Source organism: Stenotrophomonas sp. NRRL B-14846 (genome assembly GCF_050473585.1).
GTDB lineage: Bacteria > Pseudomonadota > Gammaproteobacteria > Xanthomonadales > Xanthomonadaceae > Stenotrophomonas.
The window spans coordinates 2,078,113-2,101,978 of record NZ_JBFLUN010000022.1 but is presented as its reverse complement, the minus strand read 5'-3'; the positions used below and the strand labels follow the sequence as shown (position 1 = coordinate 2,101,978).

The following is a 23,866-nucleotide window of genomic DNA, read 5'->3' as shown; positions in this document are numbered from 1 at the left end:
GAGCGGGAGGGTGGTTGGCACCTACCAGAGCGGGAGGGTGGTTGGCACGTACCAGAGCTAGGGAGTGGTTGACACGTACCAGAGCTAGGGAGTGGTTGGCACGTACCAGAACGAGGGAGTGCCAGTCGAGCAAGCTCGACGCTACAAAGGCTGCGGCGTTACAGGGCCTGACGGCCGGGCGCGGTAGAATCCACGGCCATCCCAGAACCACCGGATCCCGATGAGCCCCAGCCCCGCCGAACGCGCCGAAGACCTTCGCCGGCAGATCGCCCAGGCCAACCGCGCCTACCACGAGCTGGACGCGCCGGAAATCCCCGACGTCGACTACGACCGGATGGTGCGCGAGCTGGAAGCGCTGGAGCGCGAGCACCCGGAACTGGCCCGTGCCGACAGCCCGACCCAGCAGGTCGGTGCGCGCCCGTCCGGCCGCTTCCCCGAAGTGCGCCACGCGGTGCCCATGCTGTCGTTGTCCAATGCCTTCAGCGATGAGGAAGTGGCCGACTTCGTGCGCCGCATCGATGAGCGCCTGGGCCGTCGCAGCCTGCGGTTCTCGGCCGAGCCGAAGATGGACGGCCTGGCGATCAGCCTGCGCTACGAGGACGGTCATTTCGTACTCGGCGCAACCCGCGGTGATGGCAGTACCGGCGAGGACGTGACCGCCAACCTGCGTGAGATCGGCGATGTTCCCAAGCGCCTGCACGGCAAGGACTGGCCAGACGTACTGGAGGTGCGTGGCGAGGTCTACATGGCTCGCGCCGACTTCGAGGCCTACAACGAGCGTGCGCGCCAGCAGGGCGGCAAGGTGCTGGCCAACCCGCGCAACGCGGCAGCAGGTTCACTGCGCCAGCTCGATCCGAAGATCAGTGCGCAGCGCAGGCTGAGTTTCTTCGCCTACGGCACCGGCGAAGTGCAGGGCGGCGAGCTGCCGGACACCCATTCGGGCACGCTGGCCCAGCTCGGTGCCTGGGGCTTTCCGGTCAGCGAGTTGTGCAAGGTGGTGGAAGGCACCGACGGCCTGCTGGGCTACTACCGTGACATCGGCGAGCGCCGCGATGGCCTGCCGTTCGACATCGATGGCGTGGTGTACAAGCTGGATGACCGCGCCGGCCAGCAGGCGATGGGTTTCGTTTCGCGCGCGCCGCGCTGGGCCATCGCGCACAAATTCCCGGCGCAGGAACAGAGCACTACGGTGGAGGCGATCGAGATCCAGATCGGCCGCACCGGTGCCGCCACGCCGGTTGCGCGGCTGGCGCCGGTGGCTGTGGCCGGCGTGATCGTATCCAACGCCACGCTGCACAACGCCGACCAGATCGCACGCCTGGATGTGCGCGTGGGTGACAGCGTGATCGTGCGCCGTGCCGGTGACGTGATCCCGGAAGTGGTCAGCGTCATCCTCGACCGCCGCCCGCAGGGCACCACGCCCTGGCAGATGCCGACGCGCTGCCCGGTGTGCGGCTCGGAAATCGTGCGCGAGGAAGGTGCCGCCGCATGGCGCTGTTCGGGTGAACTGTCTTGCCCGGCGCAGCGCAAGGAGGCGATTGCCCATTTCGCTTCGCGTCGTGCGATGGATATCGACGGCCTCGGCGACAAGTACATCGAAACCCTGGTCGACGCCGGCATCGTCAGGAGCGTGGCCGATCTGTACCGGCTCAACCGCGACCAGCTGCTGCACCTGAAGCTGGTGCTGGACGCCGAGGATCCGTCGGCACTGGCGGCCGCGCTGAAGCTGCACCTGCCGGCCGAAGGCAGCGGCGCGGTGCTCAATGCGGTGCTCAAGCTGGATGGCAACGATCCGGCGTGGCGCGCGCAGGCGCTGGCGCAGCCGGCCAGCTTCGAATGGAACACGAAGAAGATCGCCACCAAGTGGGCCGACAACCTGATCGCGGCAATCGATGCCAGTCGTGCGGCCACGCTGGAGCGCCTGCTGTTCGCGCTTGGCATCGAGCACGTCGGCGAGAGCACGGCCAAGGCGCTGGCGCAGTGGTTCGGTGACCTGGAGCTGATCCGCCACCTGCCATGGCCGTTGTTCAAGCGCGTGCCGGACATCGGTGGCGAAGTGGCGCGTTCTCTCGGCCATTTCTTCGAGCAGCAGGGCAACCAGCAGGCCATCGATGACCTGCTGCAGGTCGGGCAGGTGCGCATCAGCGATGTGCACGCGCCCAGCGCCAAGCTGCGCGAAGGCCTGGATCTTGCGCAACTGCTGGTTGAATCGGAAATCCCCGGCATTACCCGCCTGCGTGCGGAGAAGCTGGTGGCTGCGTTGCCGGGCGCTCAGGCGGTGCTGGATGCCGAGCATGGCCAGTTCGTCAACGCCGGCCTGCCGGACGACACCGCGCGCGGTCTGGCCGACTGGCTCGATGCAGATGGCCACGGCGCGATGCTGCTGGCGGCCGAGAAGGCGATGCAGCAGATCCTGGCCAAGGCGCCGGCGCTGGCCGAGATCGTGGCCGGCCCGCTGGATGGGCAGACCGTGGTGCTGACCGGCACCCTGGCCCAGCTCACCCGCGATGCCGCCAAGGAACGCCTGGAAGCGCTGGGTGCCAAGGTTTCCGGCAGCGTGTCGAAGAAGACCAGCTTCGTGGTGGCAGGCACCGAGGCCGGCTCCAAGCTGGACAAGGCGCAATCGCTGGGCGTGCCGGTATGGGACGAAGACCGCCTGCTGGCCTACCTCGCCGAACACGAATGATGACCCCGCCGGGTGCCTGGCGCCCGGCATGAAACACAGAGGAACACCGATGCAGACCGCCCCGCTGGATTTCCGCCTGGCCACCCGTGCCGACGAAGAACTGTTGATCGAGCTGATGCGTGAGTTCTACGCCGAAGACAGGATCGACTTCGATGACGCGCGCGTGCGTCGCGGCGTGGACGCGCTGCTGGCCGATCCGCGCAATGGCGAAGTGCTGCTGTGGCTGGACGAGGCGGGCGAGGTGGTTGGCTACGCGGTGATCGCGATGGGCTTCAGCCTGGAGCAGGGCGGCCATTTCATGCTGCTGGACGAGCTGTACCTGAGCCATCGCGCGCGCGGTCGTGGTCGCGGCAAGCAGGCGCTGGCCATCTGTGAACAGCGCGCTCGCGGGCGTGGCGTCAGCCGACTGCGCCTGGAAGTGAACCACCACAACGAACTGGCCCGCCGCCTGTACCTGGCCAGCGGTTACATCGACGACACCCGCGATCTGCTGACCCTGCCGCTGGATCATCCGCGCCCGGAGGGCATCCTGTGAGCGAGGCCCTGCTGCGCGCGCTGCAGCAGCGTGCCGCGCTCAATGCGCTGGTACGCCGCTTCTTCGCCGAGCGCGATGTGCTGGAGGTGGAAACGCCGATCCTGTCGGTGGCAGGCAACACCGAACCGAACATCGACAGCTTCCATACCGATTTCACCGGCCATGTCGATGCCGGTGGCCGTCGTCGTTGGCTGCGCACTTCGCCGGAGTATCCGCTCAAGCGCCTGCTGGCGGCCGGCGTGGGCGACTGCTACGAGCTGGGGCGGGTGTTCCGCAACGGCGAAGCGGGTGGTCGCCACAACCCGGAATTCACCATGCTGGAGTGGTACCGGGTCGGCTGGGACCACCACCGGTTGGTGCAGGAGACCGCCGAGCTGGTCGGCCAGGCGCTGGCTCTGGTCGGACGCCGTGCAACGCTGCGTGTGCTGAGTTACCGCGAGCTGTTCCAGCAGCATGTGGGCGTGGACCCGTTCGAGGCCGACGAAGCCGCGCTGCGCGTTGCGCTTGGCGACGTGCACATCGACCCGGTCGGGTTGACCCGTGATGACTGGCTGGATCTGCTGATGACCCACCACATCCAGCCGCAGTTCGATGACGCGGTCATGACCGTGGTCCACGATTGGCCCGCCAGCCAGGCCGCGCTGGCCCGCATCCGTGCCGGCACGCCGCCGCTGGCCGAGCGTTTCGAGCTGTATCTGGGCGCGGTGGAGCTGGCCAACGGCTATCACGAACTGAACGACGCGCAGGAGCAGCGCACGCGCTTCCAGCGTGACCAGCAGCGCCGACACGAACGCGGCCAGGTGCAGCCGGCGCTGGACGAAGCATTGCTGGCTGCGCTGCCCTCGATGCCGGCCTGCGCGGGTGTGGCGGTGGGCGTGGACCGGCTGCTGATGGCGATGAACCGCACGCCGCGCATCGCCGACGTGCTGGCCTATGACTTCGCCCACGCGTGACGCTCGCGTGTTGCTGAACATCGCAGGCTGAACGAAACGCGGGTTCTGTGCGCTTGCGTCGGTAAGCAGGATGATGCTCTTATCACGGCCAATGCCGGACACTGGCATGCAGTTCATCCATTCCTGCTGGGGAAGGCTTTGGTCAAGTGGTTCGCGGTTGTCGCTGCACCGGTGTACTCCATTGCGCTCTGGGGTGCCTGGCTGCCGTCGCCGGCGTCGGCCCAGCAGGTGGGCTACGACGACGAAGTGGTGACCTGCGAATCACGCGACATGGGCTGGGTGCACTGCGATATCGAGGTCGCCAACGGCGTCGATCTGGTGCGCCAGCTGTCCAGCAACAGCTGTATCCGCGGCAGCGAGTGGGGCACCGACCGCAGTGGCGTGTGGGTCACCCTGGGCTGTCGTGCCGAGTTCCGCGCGCGCCGTGCCGCGGGTGCCGCACCGGCAGCGAACGAAGGCAAGCGCCTGGTGCGCCGCGTGGTGCGCTGTGAATCCAATGGCCGCCCGCAGAGTTGCCCGGTACGACTCGATGGCGCGCCGGTGCGCCTGCTGCGCCAGTTGTCGGTGCTGCCGTGCCGCGAAGGGCAGGGTTGGGGCTACAAGCGCAATGAAGTCTGGACCAGCCGTGGCTGCCAGGGCGACTTCGAGGTGGCCGATGATGATGGCCGCTTCGTCGACATGCCGCGCCGCCTGACCTGCGAATCGAAGTCGAAGAAGCGGCGATTCTGCGGTGCCAGCATCTCGGTTGGCGCCGTGGTCTCCGAGCAGCTGTCCAGCACGCCCTGCGAGGAAGGCAGCACCTGGGGCTGGAACCGCAACGGGATCTGGGTGGACGGCGGCTGCCGCGCCGAATTCTCGGTGAATTGAGCCCGGGCAGGCTCCAACCCTGCGGGGCGTGGCCCTACAATGGGGCCATGAACACTGCCCCTGACATCGACTACGCCCGTTACGACCACATCCGCCCGATCCTGTGGACCGGCGATGCCCTGCAACTGCTGGACCAGCGCAAGCTGCCGTTCGTGGTCGAGCACGTGGTCTGTCATGACAGCGACGAGGTTGCCAGCGCCATCCACGCGCTGACCGTGCGTGGCGCGCCGGCGATCGGCATTGCTGCAGCCTGGGGCGTGGTGCTGGCCGCACGCGCGGTGCAGGCCGCAGACGGTGCGCAAGCCCTGCAGCAGCTGGAGCCGGCCCTGCAGCGCCTCAACGCATCGCGCCCGACTGCGGTCAACCTGGCCTGGGCGCTGGCACGCATGCGCCGTTGCCTGAACGCCGCTGGCGCCGATTGGAAGGCGTTGCTGGAATCGGAAGCGCAGGCCATCGCCGAGGAAGACCTGGCCGCCAACCGCCACATGGGCGCACTGGGCGCAGGCCTGATCGAGGCCGGCAGTGGCGTGCTGACCCACTGCAATACCGGCTCGCTGGCCACTGCAGGCTTCGGTACCGCGCTGGGCGTGATCCGCGCCGGCATGGCCCAGCACCGCATCGCCCGCGTGTTCGCCGGCGAGACCCGGCCGTGGCTGCAGGGTGCACGCCTGACCGTGTGGGAGCTGCAGCAGGATGGCATCGATGCCACCCTCATCGCCGATTCGGCTGCCTCGCACCTGATGAAGACCGGCGCCGTGCAATGGGTGATCGTGGGCGCGGACCGCATCTGCGCCAATGGCGATACCGCCAACAAGATCGGCACCTACCAGCTGGCCATCGCCGCCCGCCACCACGGTGTCAGGTTCATGGTGGTGGCGCCGTCCTCGACCGTGGACATGGAGACCGTGGACGGCAGCCAGATCGAGATCGAGCAGCGCGACCCGGGTGAGCTGTACGGCGTGGGTGGCACCCGTACCGTCGCCGAGGGCATTGCCGCCTGGAACCCGGTGTTCGACGTCACCCCGGGCGAGCTGATCGACGCCATCGTGACCGAGCGCGGGGTCATCCTGAACCCGACCGCCGAGAACATGCGCGCCGCCTTCGGCGGTTGAAGCGCAGGGGAGGGGCGGCGTGACCTCCGCCCCCGGTAGTGCCGGCCGCTGGCCGGCAACCCCCTAAGTTCCTGATTTGTGCCGGTAAAATCCCCGTAAAGGGAGGCGGAAAACGGCCTGTTGTGGTAGTATCCACAGGTTGAATCGAGGTTCCGGCACGACCCCCTCCCGCAGAGGGCTGCGCCGGACTGGACCGCTACCAGACAACGGAACCCGAATGGCAGAAACCGCCAAGGAAATCATCCAGGTCAACCTGGAAGACGAGATGCGCAAGAGCTACCTCGATTACGCCATGAGCGTGATCGTGGGCCGCGCGCTGCCGGATGCGCGCGACGGCCTCAAGCCGGTGCATCGCCGCGTGCTGTACGCGATGAACGAACTCAACGCGCACAGCAACAAGCCCTACTTCAAGTCGGCGCGTATCGTCGGTGACGTCATCGGTAAGTACCACCCGCATGGCGATCAGTCGGTGTACGACACGCTGGTGCGCCTGGCACAGCCGTTCTCGCTGCGCTACATGCTGGTCGACGGCCAGGGTAACTTCGGTTCGATCGACGGCGACTCCGCTGCAGCGATGCGATACACCGAGGCGCGCATGTCGCGCCTGGCGCATGAGCTGATGGCGGACATCGACAAGGAAACCGTCGATTTCCAGCCCAACTACGATGAAAAGGAACTGGAGCCGACGGTCATGCCGACCCGGTTCCCGAACCTGCTGGTCAATGGTTCGGCCGGTATCGCGGTGGGCATGGCGACCAACATCCCGCCGCACAACCTGAGCGAATCGATCAACGCCTGCATCGCGCTGATCGACAACCCGGACATCGATGTCGACGGCCTGATGGAGTACATCCCGGGCCCGGACTTCCCGACTGCCGGCATCATCAATGGCACCGCCGGCATCGTCGCCGGCTACCGCACCGGCCGTGGCCGCGTGCGCATCCGTGCCAAGGCCGATATCGAAGTGGCCGACAACGGCCGCGAATCGATCATCGTCACTGAAATTCCTTACCAGGTGAACAAGGCGCGTCTGATCGAGAAGATCGCCGAGCTGGTCAAGGAAAAGAAGATCGAAGGCATCAGCGAGCTGCGCGATGAGTCCGACAAGGACGGCATGCGCATCTACATCGAGATCAAGCGCGGTGAATCTGCCGAGGTTGTGCTGAACAACCTGTACCAGCAGACCCAGATGGAGTCGGTGTTTGGCATCAACATGGTGGCGCTGGTCGATGGCCGCCCGCAGTTGATGAACCTCAAGCAGATGCTGGAGGCGTTCGTCCGCCACCGTCGCGAAGTGGTCACCCGCCGCACCGTGTTCGAGCTGCGCAAGGCGCGCGCCCGTGCGCACGTGCTGGAGGGCCTGACCGTTGCGCTGGCCAACATCGACGAGATGATCGAACTGATCAAGACCTCGCCGAACCCGAACGAAGCCCGCGAGCGCATGCTGGCGCGCGTGTGGGAGCCGGGCCTGGTCGGTGCGATGCTGGGTGCGGCCGGTGCCGAAGCCTCGCGTCCGGAAGACCTGCCCAAGGGCGTGGGCCTGATCGAGGGCGGCTACCAGCTGACCGAGATCCAGGCCACCCAGATCCTGGAAATGCGCCTGCACCGCCTGACCGGGCTGGAGCAGGACCGCCTGACCGACGAGTACAAGCAGCTGCTGGAAGTGATCGCCGGGCTGATCCACATCCTGGAAGATCCCGACCGCCTGCTGCAGGTGATCCGCGAGGAGCTGGTCAACGTCAAGGCCGAATTCGGCGACGAACGTCGTACCGAAATCCGCCACAGCGAAGAAGACCTGGACATCCTCGACCTGATCGCGCCGGAAGACGTGGTCGTCACCGTGTCGCATGCCGGTTACGTGAAGCGGCAGCCGGTGAGCGTGTACCGCGCACAGCGCCGTGGTGGCCGTGGCCGCAGTGCGGCGGCGACCAAGGAAGAGGATTTCATCGAACAGCTGTGGCTGGTCAACACGCACGATACGCTGCTGACCTTCACCAGCTCGGGCAAGGTGTTCTGGCTGCCGGTCTACCAGCTGCCCGAAGCCGGTTCCAACGCCCGCGGCCGTCCGATCATCAACTGGATCCCGCTGGAACCCGGCGAACGCGTGCAGGCCGTGCTGCCGGTGCGTGAGTACGCCGACGGCCAGTTCGTGTTCTTCGCCACGAAGAACGGTACGGTCAAGAAGACCCCGCTGAGCGAGTTCGCCTTCCGCCTGGCCCGCGGCAAGATCGCGATCAACCTCGATGAGGGCGATGCCCTGGTCGGCGTTGGCCTGACCGATGGCGAGCGTGACATCCTGCTGTTCGCCTCCAACGGCAAGACCGTGCGCTTCGGTGAAGACAAGGTCCGCTCGATGGGCCGTACCGCCACCGGCGTGCGCGGCATCAAGATGCCGGCCGGCGAGGAAGTGGTCAGCCTGATCGTGGCCGAAAGTGCCGGTGGCATCGAGGACGAGAACGAGGACGACAACGGTGTCGAGGAAGCCGTCGCCAATGGCGATGCGGTGATCGACGGCGCCGATGACGCCAGCGTGCAGTACATCCTCACCGCCACCGAGAACGGCTACGGCAAGCGCACCCCGCTGCCGGACTACCCGCGCAAGGGTCGTGGTACGCAGGGCGTGATCGGCATCCAGACCACCGAGCGCAACGGCAAGCTGGTCGCCGCAGTGCTGATGGGGTCGGGCGACGAAGTCCTGCTGATCTCCGATGGTGGCACCCTGGTGCGTACGCGTGGCTCGGAAATCAGCCGCGTCGGCCGCAACACCCAGGGCGTGACCCTGATCCGCCTGTCCAAGGACGAGAAGCTGCAGGCGGTGGAGCGCATGGACGCCTCGATCGACGAGGACGAGGACGAGGTGGCAGTGGCCGCCCCGGCCACGACCACGACCGATGGCGCCCCGGCGGCTGCCAGCAGCGAGGACGCCGCACAGGAGTGATCCTGCCGCGAGCCTGAGGTACCCGACGACGCCGGCCCTGTGCCGGCGTCGTCGTATCCGGATGCCGCACATACGCGCGCGCTTCACGTCGGCGGTGGGATAACGGCGCATGCTGCCCCCGGAGATCGACGATGTCCGCCACGCCGCCGTCTGCTCCTGCTCCCGTCCGCGCCTTCCGGCATCCCCTGGTCACCGTGCTGTCGCTGCTGCTGGTCGTGCTTGGCCTGGTCATCGGCGGGCTCGGCGCGTGGCTGCTCAGCCTGGGCGGCTCGGCGTACTACGCCATCGCCGGGGCCGGCCTGCTGGCCAGTGGCATCCTGTTGTTCGGCAATCGCCGCAGTGGCGCGCTGCTGTACGCGCTGGTGTTCATCGGCACGCTGCTGTGGACCTGGTGGGAATCGGGCGGCGACTACTGGCGCTGGGTACCGCGGCTCGGGCTGGTGACCGCGCTTGGCATCGTGCTGGCGCTGCTGGCGCCCACCCTCCACCAACCGGTCTCCAGGCGCCTGTCGCGCAGCGTGGCCGGCGTGCTGATGCTGGTGTTCGTCGCTGCCTTCGGATTGGCGTTCGCGCCGCACGGCGAAGTGGATGGGCACCAGCCGTTCCCGGAAGGCGCGGCCAGCGCCGGGCTGGAACCCACGCGTGACACCACCGGCCTGCAGCCTGCTGACCAGCCGGCCGAGGGGGACTGGCCTGCGTGGGGCCGCAGCAATACCGCCACCCGCTATTCGCCGCTGCAGCAGATCACCCCGGCCAACGTGGCCACGCTGCAGCCGGCCTGGCAGTTCCGCACCGGCGATATGCCGAAGAAGCGCTGGGGTGCGGAAACCACGCCGCTGAAGATCGGCGACCGCCTGTACCTGTGCACCGCCCGCAACCGCCTGATCGCACTTGATGCGGCCAGCGGCAAGGAAGTGTGGCGGTTCGACCCGAAGGTGAAGGACGCTTCGATTCCGTACACCGCCGCCTGCCGCGGCGTGAGCTACTACGAGCAGCCGGCCACGCCGACCTTCGCCGACGTGGCATTGGCCGATGTCGCTGCTGATCTGGCGTTGCCGGAACCGCCGCCCAGTGCCACCCGCAGCGCTGTACCGGGCAGTCGCCCGGCGTGCTGGGCGCGCATCATCGAAGGCACACTGGACGGGCGCATCATCGCGGTGGATGCGGACAGCGGCCGTCCGTGCGCGAATTTCGGCAACAACGGCCAGGTCGACATCACCCTGGGCATGGGGGAGGTGCCCCCTGGATACGTGTCGATCACCTCGCCACCGGCCATCGTGCGCGGGGTGATCGTCACCGGCCACCAGGTGCTTGATGGACAGCGCCGAGATGCGCCATCGGGCGTGATCCAGGCCTACGACGCGATCACCGGCAAGCTGCGCTGGGCGTGGGACATGGACCAGCCCGAGCGCAGCGGCCTGCCGCCGCATGAGCAGACCTACACGCGCGGCACGCCGAACATGTGGACCACCGCGACCGGCGATGAGGCGCTGGGGCTGGTCTATCTGCCGCTGGGCAATTCCGCGGGCGATTACTGGAGTGGCTCACGTACGGAAAACCAGAACCGCTATGCGACGTCGCTGGTGGCGATCGACGTGGCCACCGGCAAGCCGGCCTGGCATTTCCAGGCCGTGCGCAAGGATGTGTGGGATTACGACCTGGGTTCGCAGGCCAGCCTGATCGACTACCCGACGGCGGCGGGCAAGGTGCCGGCGCTCCTGCTGCCGACCAAGCAGGGTGATCTCTACATCCTCGACCGCCGCAACGGCCAGCTGCTGACCGCCGCCGAAGAGCGCAAGGTGCCGGTTGGCGGTGTCGAACCGGAACAGCGCTCACCCACGCAGTTGTTCTCGCTGTACCACACGCTGCGCCGCCAGCATGACCTGACCGAGCGCGACATGTGGGGCATCACCCCGATCGACCAGCTGATCTGCCGCATCCAGTTCCGCAAGGCCTATTACGAAGGCTTCTACACACCGCCGAGCAGTGATCGCCATTCCATCGAGTACCCCGGCTACAACGGCGGTTCGGATTGGGGCAGCGTGTCCATCGATACGCGCCGCGGCGTGATCGTGGCCAACTACAACGACATGCCCAACTACAACCGGCTGGTGCCACGTGCCGAGGCCGACCGGCTGGGCTGGTTGCCACGCGAGAAGATCCGGTTCGACAAGGGCGGCGCTGAGGGCGCGGGCGACCCACAGGTGGGCACGCCCTACGCCATCCAGGTGAATGCCGGTTGGCGCCTGCCGTTCACCGGTCTGCTGTGCAAGCAGCCGCCCTATGGCGGCATCCGTGCCATCGATCTGCGCACCGGCAAGCTGCTGTGGGATCGGCCGTTCGGCAGTGCGCGCGGCAATGGGCCGTTCGGCATCCGGTCCGGCCTGCCGATCGAGATCGGCACGCCGAACAATGGCGGTTCGGTGGTGACTGCCAGCGGACTGATCTTCATCGCCGCCGCGACCGATGACCTGCTGCGTGCCATCGACCTGAAGACCGGCAAGGAGCTGTGGCACGCCAAGTTGCCTGCCGGCGGCCAGGCCACGCCGATGGTATACGCGCAGGGCGGGCGCCAGTACGTGGTGATCATGGCTGGCGGCCACCATTTCATGGAAACCCCGAACGGCGATTACGTGATGGCCTTCGCCCTGCCGAAATAGCGGCTGCCGGCCTGAACACGGCATGCGGGGCTGTGATCGCTGTCGCTGAAGTTGCGCTGGCGAGCGGGCAGCATCCATCATCGGAACAGGACGGGGCCGGTCAAAGCCCCAGGGAAGGAATCGCATGCTGAACTCTGAACGCCTGCCGGGGCGCGCCACCCGGTTGCTGGCAGGACTGCTTCTGCTTGGCCCGTGCCTGGGGGCAAGCGCGCAGGCGTCACCCCAGCCCACCGTACGCAAGGTACCCAGCGGTGCCGAACTGATCGCCGGCGATGCGCGCTATCTGAGCCCCGCCCATGCGCCCTGCATGGCGGCCGCGGGCAACGCGCTGGACGCCCGGCGTCGTTGTGCCGACGCTGAATTCAAGGTGCACGACGATGCGCTCAACGCCGCCTACAGCGCGGCGCGCTCCGCGCTGACGGCCAGTGACCAGCAGGTGCTGCGCGACCTGCAGCGGCAATGGCTGCGCCAGCGCGACAGCCGCTGCCCGGAGGGTGGCACGGCCGTTGCCCAGCTGGATGCACAGCAGTGCCGCACGCATATGACCCTGCTGCGTGCCCGCCAGTTGCAGGGCAGCGGTGCGGCGGCGCTGGTGGCGGAAGCCAAGGCGGCCCCGGCGCCGGCGCAGGCCGCTGTGCATGCCGCCGATGCCGCACCCGACAAACAGGGCAGGATCGTCCTGCGGCCCGGGGAGGGCAGGATCACGCCTGCACTGCAGGTGGTTTTCCAGGTGGCCGATTGCAGCGGCACCGACAACGTGACGACCTGCCGGGTGCGCAGCATGAGCGTGACCCGTGGTGGGCGCAACGTGGCGGTCACGGGCGTGCAGCCGCGCCTGACCCGCGCTGGTGCCGATGCCCAGGGGGCGGCCGCCGTGCTGCTGACCGCTTCGGATTTCAATGGCGATGGCGTGCCGGACCTGCAGGTGTGGCAGGACAACAACGGTGTCTACAACGTTCCAGTGCATGCGTTCTATCTGTTCGACGCCAAGGGCAACCGCTATGTGCGTGCCAAGGCATTGGAAGCGGCCATCGGTGGGCGCGACATCGACCATATCGACAATGGGCGGTTCGTGCTGCGTGCGAAGGTCAGCCCGTGCGAGCGCGAGGACATGGTCATCCAGCTGCGCGGAACCGAGCCACGCACGCTGCTGCAGCGCCGCTATGACACCTGCAGGGGCGAGGCCCCTACCGAATCGGACCTGCTGAAGTAGGCCGTCCCCTGACGAACGGATGCGTTCCGGAACTGGAGAGCTGAAGGATGAGCGAAGGCTATGGAAAAGGTGGGGTGGGCTTCGGCCTGACCCGGGACCAGTCGGTCGAGATGATCGTGCGCACCTGCATCGACAACGGCATTACCGACCATCGGCAGATTGCCTACGTGCTGGCCACGGCGCAGCACGAATCGCGTGATTTCGCCGCGCCCGAGGAAGACTGGGGCAGGAAGCAGGCGGTGGATCTGCGCTACTTCGGCGGCGAGGAATATTTCGGCCGGGGCTTTGCCCACCTTACCCACGTCAACAACTACGAGCGACTGGGCGAGGCGCTGGGCATGGGCCGCGAGCTGGTCGAGCATCCGGAACGGGCTGCCCAGGCGGAAATCGCCACCAAGGTGCTGGTGGTGGGGATGCGCGATGGCATGTTCGGTGCGCGGTTGTCCGACAACGTCAACGCCAACCATGCCGACTACCGGCAGGCGCGGGCCTCGGTGAATGGCGGTGAGCTGATCAACGGCAGTCCCTATCCGGACGCCATCGCCACGCTGGCCACTGGATGGGAATCCCAGGTCGCCGGCCTGGTCCAGCGCGTGCAGCAGCCAGGCTTCCAGATGCCGGTGCCAACCCTCCAGGCGCCCGCCGGGGCGTTGGACCTGCACCGGGGTGACGCCAACCAGCAGGTGCTGGAAGCGCAGCAGTACCTGCAGCGGCTGGACATCCGCAACAACGCCAATGCCGCGATCAAGCCCGACGGTGATTTTGGCGCCTCCACCGAGCAGGCCGTGCGCCGCTTCCAGACCGAACGGGGCATCAGTCCCGCCAATGGCCGCATCGACGATGCGCTGCTGGAACGCATGCGCACCGACACGCTGGAGGTCGATCCGGACTTCAAGCGCCGGACGGTGACCGACCTGACCGGGCCGCTGGCCGACGGCAACCTGGGGCCCGGTGAGAAGGGCGAGCCGGTGTTCGAGATGCGCCGGCAGCTGGAGGCGTTGGGGTACCTGACCGAACCGAACCCACGTGCCGAGCGCGAGGCGCGCACGTTTGATGCCGGCATGCAGGCAGCCCTGCGCACCTTCCAGCAGGACTACGGCCTGCCGCTGCGCCCGGGCGGCATCATCGACGCGGATGCGCGCCGGCAGTTGAACGATGCCGCCGTCGCACGCGAGCATGCGCCGACCACCGAGTTCGACCGCGCGGAGAACTGGCCGCCGCAGCGCCCGCCCTATACGCGGGCGGAGTTCCAGCCGGAGCAGGTGCAGGCGCGGCAGCAGGCGGCGGCGAATCCACCGGTCGCTGGTCCAGCCACGCCGGAGCCCGCACCGCAGCCCAATGGTGTGGAATCGCTGTCGCCCAGGGACGCCGCGCTGTTCGAGCGCATCCGCCAGGGGGCGCCTGGCAGCATCGGCGACGAGCACGTGATGCAGGCGGTACTGGAATCCAAGCGCAATGGCATCGACGATGCCGGGCGCGTCGACCGGGTGATGATGGCCGGAGATCGCTTGTGGGTTGCCGGGTTGATTCCAGGTGAGCGCGCCAGCGTGGATACGGCGCAGCCCGCGCGCTCGATGGAGCAGACCGTGAATGATCTGGCCACCGACAACCGGCAGCGCGAGCACCAGCTCGCCGTGGACAGCCGCCAGCATGAGAGCCGCGGGCCTTCAATGGCCTGAGCCTGCGGCAGCGACGTGCCCGTTGTGGGCCTGTCGCTGCCGCCAGCGGATTACAGCGTCACCACCACCTTGCCGATCTGCTCGTTCGATTCCAGGTAACGGTGTGCGTCCTGGATCTGCGCGAACGGGAACACCCTGGCGATCTTCGGTGCCAGCGTGCCCTTGTCCAGGCCATCGACGATGAACGCCTTGGCACGTGCCAGCGCGGCATCGTCGGAGACGATTTCCGAGTACAGGTAGCCCTTCAGCGTCAGCGACTTGCCCAGTACGTTGAACAACGGGAAAGGGGTGGGCTCGCTGCTCAGCGCGCCGTACTCCAGCAGGATGCCGCCACGCGCCATCGCCTCGGTCAGCGGCACGAACTGCGGGCCACCGATCGGATCGAACACCACGCGGGCACCGGCACCGCCGGTGATGCGCGCCACTTCGGCTGCCAGGTCCTGCTCCTCGGTGGCGATGACATGGGCGGCGCCAGCATCGAGCAGGGCCTGGCGCTTGCCTGGGCCACGCGTTACCGCGATCGGCGTGGCACCCATCGCGTTGGCGATCTGGATCGCGGCCAGGCCGACGCTGCTGCTGGCAGCGGTGATGATGACGAAATCTCCGGCGGACAGGTGCGCCTGCTCCAGCAGCGCCCCCCAGGCGGTGACGTACTGCATCCACACCGCGGCGGCCGTTTCAAAGTCCAGTGCCTGCGGGTGCTTGACCACCAGTCGTGCCGGCACGTTGGCCAGTTCGCCGTAGGTGCCCCAGCGGGCGATATCCAGCGGCGGTACCACGCTGACCGCATCGCCCGCGGCGAATCCGCTCACCGCACTGCCGATGGCTTCGACCACGCCGGCCGCTTCGTAGCCCAGCCGGCTGGGGAACTGCGCCTCCTGCAGGTAGGCGCCGGTGCGGAACATCACCTCGGCGCGGTTCAGGCCGATGGCCTTGACCCGGATCTGGACCTCGTCGGCGGCGGGGGCGGGAACGTCGATGTCGTCGATGCGCAGTACATCGGCATTGCCGTATTCGTGGATGCGGACAACCTGGCTCATGGGGGCTCCTGGGCAAGGCCGGCGCTGGGGCCGGCGGAAAGGTGAGGGCTACTGTGCGCGTGGCCTGCATCCAGAATAAGGGGTAATCTGGCGTTTCATTGAAAAACAATTGTTTGCAATGGACCTGATCGCTCCCCTGCGTACGTTCGTCAAAGTGGCCGAGGTCGGCTCCTTCGCCGCGGCTGCCGACGCGCTGGACCTGTCGCCTCAGCTGGTCGGCAAGCACGTGCAGTCGCTGGAACACCACCTGGGCGTGCGCCTGCTCAACCGCACCACGCGCAAGCAGAGCTTGACCGACTTCGGCCAGGCCTATCTGGCCCGTGCGCGAGTGATCCTGGAGGAAGTGGAAGGTGCCGAGCAGCTGGCCGAAGTGGCGCGTGGGCGGCCGATGGGGCGCCTGCGCATCAGCGCACCGGTCACCTTCGGCGTGCACGCGCTTGGGCCGGCGGTGGTGGCTTACCTGCAGCAGTACCCGGACGTGCAGGTCGATCTGAACCTGTCCAACAGCCTGGTGGATATCGTTGAAGACGGCTTTGATCTGGTGTTCCGCACCGGCGATCTGGCCGACAGCGGGTTGGTGGCGCGACGGTTGGGGCCGTATCCGCTGGCGCTGTGTGCGTCGCCGGGCTATCTCGCTGCACGTCCGGCCATTACCCATCCGACCGATCTGAGCCGACACGAGTGCCTGGGATTCGCACATTCGATCATCCGCACGCGCTGGAGTTTCCGCGACATCGATGGCAGCGTGCTGACCGTGCCGGTGTCCAGCCGCTTCATGGTCAATCAGGCCGAGCCGCTGCTGACCGCCGCCATCGGAGGGCTGGGGCTGATCCTGCAACCGCACGAAATGCTGGCCGGAGCATTGGCGCGCGGTGAACTGGTGGAAGTGCTGCCGGCGTACGTGCCGGTGTCGACCTGGATCAACCTGGTGTATCCGCGCGATCGCCAGCTGACGCCCAAGCTGCGCAGCTTCCTCGACTTCTGCGTGGCGTGGTTCAACGAACAGACCATGGCACGGCGATAGCGCGACCATCGGTTAGCATGGTTTCCATCTACCGCGAAGGATCGCATCCTCATGTCGCCTCCATGGCCGGAACGTCTCGCGCGTTTCATGCTGCCGGTACTGCCTGCATTGCTGTTCACCACCGGTTTGCTGGCTGCCGAAATTCCAGCACAGGCACTGGCGGAGTGGGAGGCGCATGGCCGTGCCGACGGCCTGGCCCGACCTGACACGGTCTGCCAGGACTTCCTGCAGGCAATGGGGCGGAAACCCGAGGGACTGGAATACATCGGCTGCAGCCAGGACGATGCGTCCTACATCAAGCCGATGGAAGCCCACTATCGGGTTGCGGGTGCCGGGGCAGCGAAGGTCGAAGCCTTCCTGCACGCAACGTTCGGCCTGCCTGCATTGCGTTACGCCTGCTGCGGTTGGAGCAGCGGTGAACCCTATTACTGGCGCGAAGGTCCGGACGCGGTGAGGTACCAGATCGGCATGGGCGTGGAATCCCTGCCGCACGCGCGGAGCGAATGGCATCGCATCGAGGCATTCAATGTAACGGTTGAGGTGTTTCGGCAGAGTCCCTAGCGCCGATGCGGCGGGCGTAGCCTTGGTCTAGGATGCATCCAGGGATCCCGCAAAGGAACGGCCATGAAGGCGGTTGGACGTTTTTTTCTCTGCAATGCGCTGGCCTGTTCGGTTCTGATGGCTACCCCGGTTTTTCAAGCAGTAGGCGCAACCTCTGCCGAGCGTGCACATCCACGTGCGCAGGACGCCATCGACGACTGGCTGGCGGCCTTCAATGCCGGCAGCCTCGAGGATCTGCAGGCATTCGCCGATACCTACGCGAAGAAGGAGGGCAGCAGCCCCAGGGATTATCTCGAGTTCCGCGGGAGTACCGGCCCACTGCGCGTACTGGAAACAATCCAGAGCACGCCCAACCAAGCGAAGCTGCTGGTGATGGGGCAGCTGAACGAACGTGCGATGTGGGTGACAGCCGGCATGGACCCGGACAACCCGCCGCACGTGAAGCAGTTCCAGATCGAGGGCACTGAAACGCCGGACAAGTACAAGCCGGCACGGGTTGCATTGCCTGTCCTGATGGCCGATGCCACGGCAAAGCTGGAGGCGCTGCGGGCGCAGGACGCACTGTCGGGAGCGCTGCTGGTAGCGCGGAACGGCGAGGTGCTGCTGGACTGGCGCGGTGGCGAAGCGGACCGTGAAGGCGGCGTTCCTGTGGATGCGGATACGCGCTTCCGGTTGGCTTCATCCAACAAGATGTTCACCTCGGTGGGCATCCTGCAGCTGGTACAGGCCGGCAGGCTGGGGCTGGACGATACGATCGGCAGGCACCTGCCGGACTATCCGAACAAGGCCGTTGCCGGCGCCGTGACCGTTCGCCAGCTGTTGACCCATACCAGCGGCCTGGGCGATTTCTTCGGGGATGATTTCGACCAGTACTCCGCCTCGCTGAAGACGCTGGATGACTATGTGCAGCGCTTCGCCAAGGATCCGCCGCAGTTCACGCCTGGCAGCCAGGACAGCTACTCCAACTATGGCTTCATCGTGCTTGGGCGCATCATCGAGGCCGTTTCCGGGCAGTCGTACTACGCCTATGTGGAGGAGCACATCCTGCGTCCGGCCGGCATGGCCGGCACCGGCTTCGAGCCGGAAACAGTGACGGTGCCACAGCGTGCCGTCGCCTACACGAAGCAGGATGGGCAATGGATGCGCGAAACGAAGTCGCTGCCTTGGCGCGGCATGTCGGCCGGTGGTGGTTACAGCACGGTAGGCGACATGATGAAGTTCGCCGAGGCGCTGCAAGGCGGAAAACTGGTCTCACCTGCATTGCTGCAGCTGGCCACCACGGCGCAGAACCACAAGGGCTGGTACGGCTACGGTTTCGTGGTGCAGGGCGAGGGCAGGGAGCACCAGTACGGCCATGAAGGCGGTGCGCCCGGCTCCAACAGTGCCATCGTGGTGCTGCCCGCGCAGGGCTATGTGATTGTCGGGCTGGCCAATGTCGATCCGGATGCGATCGGCAATGTGGTCAACTACATCGCGCGACGGGTGCCACTTTGATCGCGACGCGTGCCGGTCATTCCGGCACGCGCACCATCTTCGTCATCAGGTGTTCCACCACACCCGCAGGATCGGCCGTGCGGCCGACATGCGTGCTCGACATCTGCACGACCGAGCTGCGCTTGGCGGTGAGGAAATGGAAGCGCGCGCGCGCGGGCAGCTGCGCGATTGGTCCGGCGGTCGCGTCGCCGCGGCAGATGGCCACGATCGCATCCAGCCACGGCTGCAACGCGTCCTGGTCCAGCGCCGGCGCGAACGCGTGCAGGCGTGCCGGATCAATCTCGATGGCCGCTTCCAGATGGCGTGCGCCGGGGCAGGAGACGATCACCCCGACGTTGATGAATTCCTCGCGTTCCACCCGCGGTACCACGCGGATGACCGCGTAGTCATACGTGTGCAGCGTGGGCACGGATGGCCTCCTGCACGAACACCGCACGCACTTTCAGGCGGTGCTTGAGATAGTCGATGTAGCCCTGGCGATAGGCCTGCGGGCTGTCGAATGCCGGCTCGTTGACCAGCCAGCTGTCCGGCACCAGGCCGACGATGCGCTCGATCTCGGCATCGGTCAGGCGCGCGGCCAGCTCGGCATCCACCTCGGCGATGCGGCTGGCGAACGACAGCAGCACGTGGTCGCGGATCAGCACGAAGGGCTTCTCGCAGGCATCGCCGGCGTTGGCCCAGTCGTGATGGAAGTACATCGCCGCGCCGTGATCGATCAGGTACAGCTTTCGATGCCACACCATCAGGTTGGGATTGCGCGTGGTGCGATCGACATTGCTGGTGAACGCATCGAACCAGACGATGCGTGAGGCCAGGTCAGCATCCACGGGCATCGCTGCCGGGTCGTAGTTGATCGCGCCGGGCAGGTAGTCCAGGCCCAGGTTCAGGCCCTCGCTGGCGCGGATCAGCTCCTGGATCTCCGGGTCGGGCTCGGTGCGGGCGAACTCTCGGTCCAGCTCGACGAACAGGATTTCCGGAATCGGCAGGCCCAGCGTGCGCGCCATCTCGCCGGCGATCAGCTCGGCGATCAGCGCCTTCGGGCCCTGGCCGGCGCCACGGAACTTCAACACGGCCATGCCGTCGTCGTCGGTCTCGACCACGGCCGGCAGGGAGCCACCTTCCCGTAAAGGGGTGATGTAGCGGAGGGCATGTACGGTGCGCATGGACGCATTCTAGCGTGGCGTCCGGGGCAGGCGTGCGGCAGCAGAGCGGGGCGCCAGCTTAATGAACGGGTACCGCGCGAACCGCCTGTTACAGGTCGCCTGCAATCTTCACTTGTTCCTTCCGCGCAGAGTGGCAGCATTCGTTCCAACGGAGCAGAACACCCGCGTGTGACCTTCAACAGGAGGCCCTCATGCCGCTACAGTGCAGCTGTCACGCTTCATCGTGTATGCAACGCAACGCGTGGTGTTGACCTTGACCTGACACGGTCACGCCATCGGCGCAGATGGCCATCCCCCGCAGTCCCAGACACCGTTCACCCATCGCGCCCCGGCGTTGCCCGGTTGGTCCTGCGATCCAGGTACTTGCGCCCCAAGAGAGATCCCTGCGTTGCCGTCGACGCTGGCAACGTGGGGCCGCCGAATCCACGCTATCCCCACAGGCTTTGGAGGTGCTCCGATGAACGACGAATTCAATCCCATGCTGCCCCCACTGGACGATGCCAAGGCCGAGGAAATGATCGGCAAGGTCGTGCTGGTGGGTGTCACCCGCTATGGTGGCGACGGCCAGGTGCAGGGTCTGGAGCAGTACGCGGGCACCGTGCTGCGCATCAGTGCCGACGAAGGCGTGGTGCTGGCCGACGAAGACGATGGCCATGAGCGCTACCTGCCGCCCATGCTCGACCAGTACCAGCGGGCCGAGCCAGGCGAATACCGCATGCGCAACAGTGGCATGATCGTGGTCGACCCCGATTACCTGACGGCCTGGGACCTGCACGCCCAGCAGTGATGACAGACCACGCCTGGCAGATGCCGGCCCATCGCCGGCCTCTCCGGGCGTGTCCCACTTTGCCCCATCCGGCCACTAGCCCTTCCGGCCCATTCACGACAACCCCTGCGGTGCTAGATTCGGGTCCATGCCCGATTCCGGGTACCCATTCACACCCAGGGGATAAGGATGCTGATCCGTCGAACCTCTCTGGCGGCGGCTGTTGCCGTTGCCACCGTCGGCCTGCTGGCCGCTGGCCCGGCCTTCGCTGATTACGCGAAGCCGCCGGAACACCTGCTCAAGGTGCTGAAGGCACCGCCGCCGCCGGCACCGAACGTGGCCCCGGGCGGGCAACGCCTGCTGCTGACCACCGCGCAGACCTACCCGTCGATCAGCCGCGTGGCCCAGCCCTACCTGAAGCTGGCCGGCGTGCGCCTGGAGCCGAAGAACCGCAGCCGCCATGACACGCCCGGCGGCTACGGCATTCCGGCCTGCGTGGCCGACTTCACCCTGGTTGATATCGGCAGTGGCAAGGAAACCAAGGTGAACCTGCCGCAGGGCTGCGCTACCGGCGCGCTGTGGTCGGCCGACGGCAGCCACTTTGCCTTCCAGAACGCCGTCGATACCAGCGTGCAGCTGTGGGTGGGCGATGCCGCGACCGGCCAGGTGAAGCAGGTGCCGAACGTGCAGCTGAACCCGATCTTCGGCAACACCGTGCAGTGGCTGGGCGGCACCCGGAACCTGCTGGTGAAGCTGGTGCCGGCCAACCAGGGCCCGGCGCCGTCCAATGGTGGTGTGCCGACCGGTCCGGACGCGCAGGAGTCGCTGGGCAGCAGCGGCGAAAGCAGCACCTACGAGGCCCGCGACACGCTGACCAGCGTGCATGACGAAAAGCTGTTCGCTTACTACGGCGCCTCGCAGCTGGCCGTGGTCGACACTGCCGCGGGCAGCGTGCGCCCGGTCGGGCAGCCGGCGCTGTTCAACGAGGTCAGCGCCGCGCCCGATGGCGTGCATGTGCTGACCGAATCGATCAAGGCACCGTACTCGCATGCGGTGACCTACCAGCGCTTCGCCAATGACGTCGCAGTGCTGGATATCAGCAACGGCCGCAGCACACCGATCGCCAGCCTGCCGCTGGCCGACCGCGTGCCGGTGCACGGCGTGCCGGAAGGCCCGCGCGGTTTCGACTGGCGTGCCACCGATCGGGCCACCCTGGTCTACGCCGAAGCGCTGGACAAGGGTGACTGGAAGGTCAACGTGCCGCATCGCGATCGCGTGCTGATGCTGAAGGCCCCGTTCAACGGCAAGCCGACCGAAATCACCCGCACCGCGCAGCGCTTTGAAGGCTTCGCGTGGACCGCCGATCCGGCCGTGGCCTTCCAGTACGAGAACGACGAGAACCGTCACTGGATGCAGACCCGCATCGTCGACGTGGACCAGCCGAAGAAGGAAGGTCGCCTGCTGTGGGACATGTCCAGCGATGAGCTGTACGGCAACCCCGGCAACCTGGTCTTCACCCGCCTGCCGAATGGCGCGCAGGTCGTGCGCCAGGACGGCAACCACGTGTTCCTCAGTGGCCGTGGCGCCTCGCCGCAGGGCGATCGTCCGTTCCTGGACCGCCTGGACCTGGGCACGCTGAAGAGCGAGCGCCTGTTCCGCAGCAGTGCCGACGCCTATGAACAGTTCCTCGGTTTCAGCAACACGCCGGGCCGCTACCTGACCTGGCACCAGTCGGTGATCGATCCGCCGAATGCCTTCATCCGCCAGCAGGGTGAGGCAGTGGCCGATGCGAAGACCGGCGAGGCGCAGTTCGCGTCCACCGCGACTGCGCTGACCAAGCTGGTCGACCCGACCCCGGAAGTGCGCCAGATCAAGAAGCAGCTGGTGACCTACAAGCGCGCCGACGGCGTGGACCTGTCGTTCACCCTGTACACGCCGCCGGGCTACAAGGAAGGCCAGCGCGTGCCGGCGATCCTGTACGCCTACCCGGCCGACTTCGCCAACGCCGCGCAGGCGGGGCAGGTGTCCGGTTCGCAGCAGACCTTCACCCGCCTGCAGCCGTACCGCCTGATGCTGCTGGCCGGCTACGCGATCATCGACAACGCTTCGTTCCCGATCGTGGGTGACCCGAAGAACGCCTACGACACCTACCTGGAGCAGCTGGAAGCCGACGCCAAGGCGGCAGTGGACAAGGCGGTGGACATGGGCGTGGTCGACCGCAACCGCATCGGCGTGACCGGCCACAGCCACGGCGGCCTGATGACCGCCAACCTGATCGCGCACACGAAGCTGTTCAAGGCCGGCGTGGCGACCAGCGGTTCGTACAACAAGACCTTTACCCCGTTCGGCTTCCAGAACGAGCGTCGCTCGGTGTGGCAGGCGCAGGACGTGTACCTGAAGGCCTCGCCGTTCTTCTATGCCGACAAGATCAAGCTGCCGCTGCTGCTGGTCCACGGCGAGGACGACGCCAACCCGGGCACCGAACCGTTCCAGTCGCGCAAGCTGTACCAGGCGATCCGCGGCAACGGTGGTACCACGCGTCTGGTGATGCTGCCGAACGAGCCGCACTGGTACACCGCGTTGGAATCGAACGAGCAGCTGGTGTCGGAGATGCTGAACTGGTTCGACACCTACGTGAAGAACGCCAAGTAAGGTAACGGGAAGGCCGCCTTCGGGCGGCCTTCCTGCCTCCTGTAGAGCCGAGCCCATGCTCGGCTGCCGTTGGCATGTAAACAGAGGCAAGCGCTCTGCAATCAACTGTGGAGACTCGGTAACGACGTGTTACCGGCACATTCCCGCGTCATGCAAATGGGCTAGGCTGAGGCCGTGTGCTCGTTCCAGGTCGGTGCAATGAAAGCCATCCTCCTTGCTGCAATGCTGTCGTTGGCCCTGGTCTCCACTGCATATTCCCAGCCATTGCCCACCGAACTGGCACAGTTGGGCATCGTCGCCGGCATGCCCTATGCCAAGGCCAAGCGACTGCTGGATGCGGCAGGGTGGCAGGCGAGTCCGGCACAGGGCGCTCCCGAGTCACTTGAGGGCTTTCCGGAAGTCGGATGCCAGAAGGGCGGAAAGCAGTGCGCAACGACCTTCGAGAAGGGCGGGCAGCAGATCGCGGTGCGGCTGGGCACTACCCTGGCAGGGCAGCCGTTCGTGCAGGGCGCTGACTGAGCAC

18 protein-coding genes are annotated in these 23,866 nt (G+C 66.7%); 15 read left to right on the top strand and 3 right to left on the bottom strand.

The genetic code is table 11. From position 1 onward, the window contains the following. Positions 1-214: 214 nt before the first annotated feature. The 9 genes from ligA (at position 215) to AB1281_RS11905 (ending at position 14,643) form a co-directional block, all read left to right on the top strand. On the top strand, positions 215-2,686 hold the full coding sequence (ligA, locus tag AB1281_RS11945) for an NAD-dependent DNA ligase LigA (RefSeq protein ID WP_430347000.1): 2,472 nt from the start codon (positions 215-217) through the stop codon (positions 2,684-2,686). A gap of 49 nt (positions 2,687-2,735) precedes the next feature. Further along, positions 2,736-3,221 carry a GNAT family N-acetyltransferase gene (locus AB1281_RS11940; protein ID WP_014037728.1) on the top strand — a complete coding sequence of 162 codons (486 nt, stop codon included), beginning with the start codon at positions 2,736-2,738 and terminating at the stop codon, positions 3,219-3,221. After that, positions 3,218-4,174, top strand: a complete 957-nt coding sequence (gene epmA / locus AB1281_RS11935; RefSeq protein ID WP_430346025.1) for an EF-P lysine aminoacylase EpmA — start codon at positions 3,218-3,220, stop codon at positions 4,172-4,174. Before AB1281_RS11940 ends, epmA begins: the two co-directional genes overlap by 4 nt. 138 nt (positions 4,175-4,312) lie before the next feature. Beyond that, positions 4,313-5,041 carry a DUF3011 domain-containing protein gene (locus AB1281_RS11930; protein WP_049443208.1) on the top strand — a complete coding sequence of 243 codons (729 nt, stop codon included), beginning with the start codon at positions 4,313-4,315 and terminating at the stop codon, positions 5,039-5,041. Between the two features lie 47 nt (positions 5,042-5,088). After that, positions 5,089-6,153 carry an S-methyl-5-thioribose-1-phosphate isomerase gene (gene mtnA / locus AB1281_RS11925; protein WP_430346024.1) on the top strand — a complete coding sequence of 355 codons (1,065 nt, stop codon included), beginning with the start codon at positions 5,089-5,091 and terminating at the stop codon, positions 6,151-6,153. A gap of 217 nt (positions 6,154-6,370) precedes the next feature. Continuing rightward, a complete protein-coding gene (gene gyrA, locus AB1281_RS11920; protein ID WP_014037724.1) occupies positions 6,371-9,091 on the top strand; it encodes a DNA gyrase subunit A in 2,721 nt (906 codons plus the stop codon). A 131-nt stretch (positions 9,092-9,222) separates the two neighbouring features. Further along, the gene (locus AB1281_RS11915) at positions 9,223-11,751 is read left to right on the top strand and encodes a membrane-bound PQQ-dependent dehydrogenase, glucose/quinate/shikimate family (protein WP_430346023.1); all 2,529 of its coding nucleotides are present in this window, start codon (positions 9,223-9,225) and stop codon (positions 11,749-11,751) included. A 124-nt stretch (positions 11,752-11,875) separates the two neighbouring features. After that, positions 11,876-12,964 carry a lysozyme inhibitor LprI family protein gene (locus tag AB1281_RS11910; protein WP_430346022.1) on the top strand — a complete coding sequence of 363 codons (1,089 nt, stop codon included), beginning with the start codon at positions 11,876-11,878 and terminating at the stop codon, positions 12,962-12,964. A 47-nt stretch (positions 12,965-13,011) separates the two neighbouring features. After that, positions 13,012-14,643 (top strand): peptidoglycan-binding domain-containing protein, encoded by a 1,632-nt coding sequence (locus AB1281_RS11905; RefSeq protein WP_430346021.1) that lies wholly within the window; start codon positions 13,012-13,014, stop codon positions 14,641-14,643. Positions 14,644-14,693: 50 nt separating this feature from the next. On the opposite strand, the gene AB1281_RS11900 is transcribed toward AB1281_RS11905, so the two are convergent. Then, positions 14,694-15,683 (bottom strand): zinc-dependent alcohol dehydrogenase family protein, encoded by a 990-nt coding sequence (locus AB1281_RS11900; RefSeq protein WP_430346020.1) that lies wholly within the window; start codon positions 15,681-15,683, stop codon positions 14,694-14,696. Positions 15,684-15,801: 118 nt separating this feature from the next. Here AB1281_RS11900 and AB1281_RS11895 point away from each other — a divergent pair, with 118 nt between their 5' ends. The 3 genes from AB1281_RS11895 (at position 15,802) to AB1281_RS11885 (ending at position 18,762) form a co-directional block, all read left to right on the top strand. After that, positions 15,802-16,707 carry a LysR substrate-binding domain-containing protein gene (locus tag AB1281_RS11895; RefSeq protein ID WP_430346019.1) on the top strand — a complete coding sequence of 302 codons (906 nt, stop codon included), beginning with the start codon at positions 15,802-15,804 and terminating at the stop codon, positions 16,705-16,707. Between the two features lie 108 nt (positions 16,708-16,815). Next, a complete protein-coding gene (locus AB1281_RS11890) occupies positions 16,816-17,268 on the top strand; it encodes a DUF4952 domain-containing protein (RefSeq protein WP_430346018.1) in 453 nt (150 codons plus the stop codon). Positions 17,269-17,331: 63 nt separating this feature from the next. After that, on the top strand, positions 17,332-18,762 hold the full coding sequence (locus AB1281_RS11885) for a serine hydrolase domain-containing protein (protein ID WP_430346017.1): 1,431 nt from the start codon (positions 17,332-17,334) through the stop codon (positions 18,760-18,762). A 16-nt stretch (positions 18,763-18,778) separates the two neighbouring features. Here AB1281_RS11885 and AB1281_RS11880 read toward each other — a convergent pair whose 3' ends face one another. Further along, positions 18,779-19,171, bottom strand: a complete 393-nt coding sequence (locus AB1281_RS11880; RefSeq protein ID WP_049443217.1) for a DUF3037 domain-containing protein — start codon at positions 19,169-19,171, stop codon at positions 18,779-18,781. Further along, positions 19,149-19,925, bottom strand: coding sequence for a HipA family kinase (locus AB1281_RS11875; RefSeq protein WP_021202746.1), 777 nt, complete (start codon positions 19,923-19,925; stop codon positions 19,149-19,151). The genes AB1281_RS11880 and AB1281_RS11875 overlap by 23 nt, the downstream gene beginning before the upstream one ends. A gap of 457 nt (positions 19,926-20,382) precedes the next feature. On the opposite strand from AB1281_RS11875, the gene AB1281_RS11870 reads away from it, so the two are divergent. The 3 genes from AB1281_RS11870 to AB1281_RS11860 all read left to right on the top strand — a co-directional run bounded on the left by AB1281_RS11870 (position 20,383) and on the right by AB1281_RS11860 (position 23,862). Next, positions 20,383-20,712: a hypothetical protein gene (locus AB1281_RS11870; protein WP_049443219.1), complete on the top strand. Its 330-nt coding sequence runs from the start codon at positions 20,383-20,385 to the stop codon at positions 20,710-20,712. A 168-nt stretch (positions 20,713-20,880) separates the two neighbouring features. Beyond that, the gene (locus tag AB1281_RS11865; RefSeq protein ID WP_430346016.1) at positions 20,881-23,343 is read left to right on the top strand and encodes a S9 family peptidase; all 2,463 of its coding nucleotides are present in this window, start codon (positions 20,881-20,883) and stop codon (positions 23,341-23,343) included. A gap of 198 nt (positions 23,344-23,541) precedes the next feature. Continuing rightward, positions 23,542-23,862: a hypothetical protein gene (locus tag AB1281_RS11860; RefSeq protein ID WP_049443221.1), complete on the top strand. Its 321-nt coding sequence runs from the start codon at positions 23,542-23,544 to the stop codon at positions 23,860-23,862. Positions 23,863-23,866 lie beyond the last annotated feature (4 nt).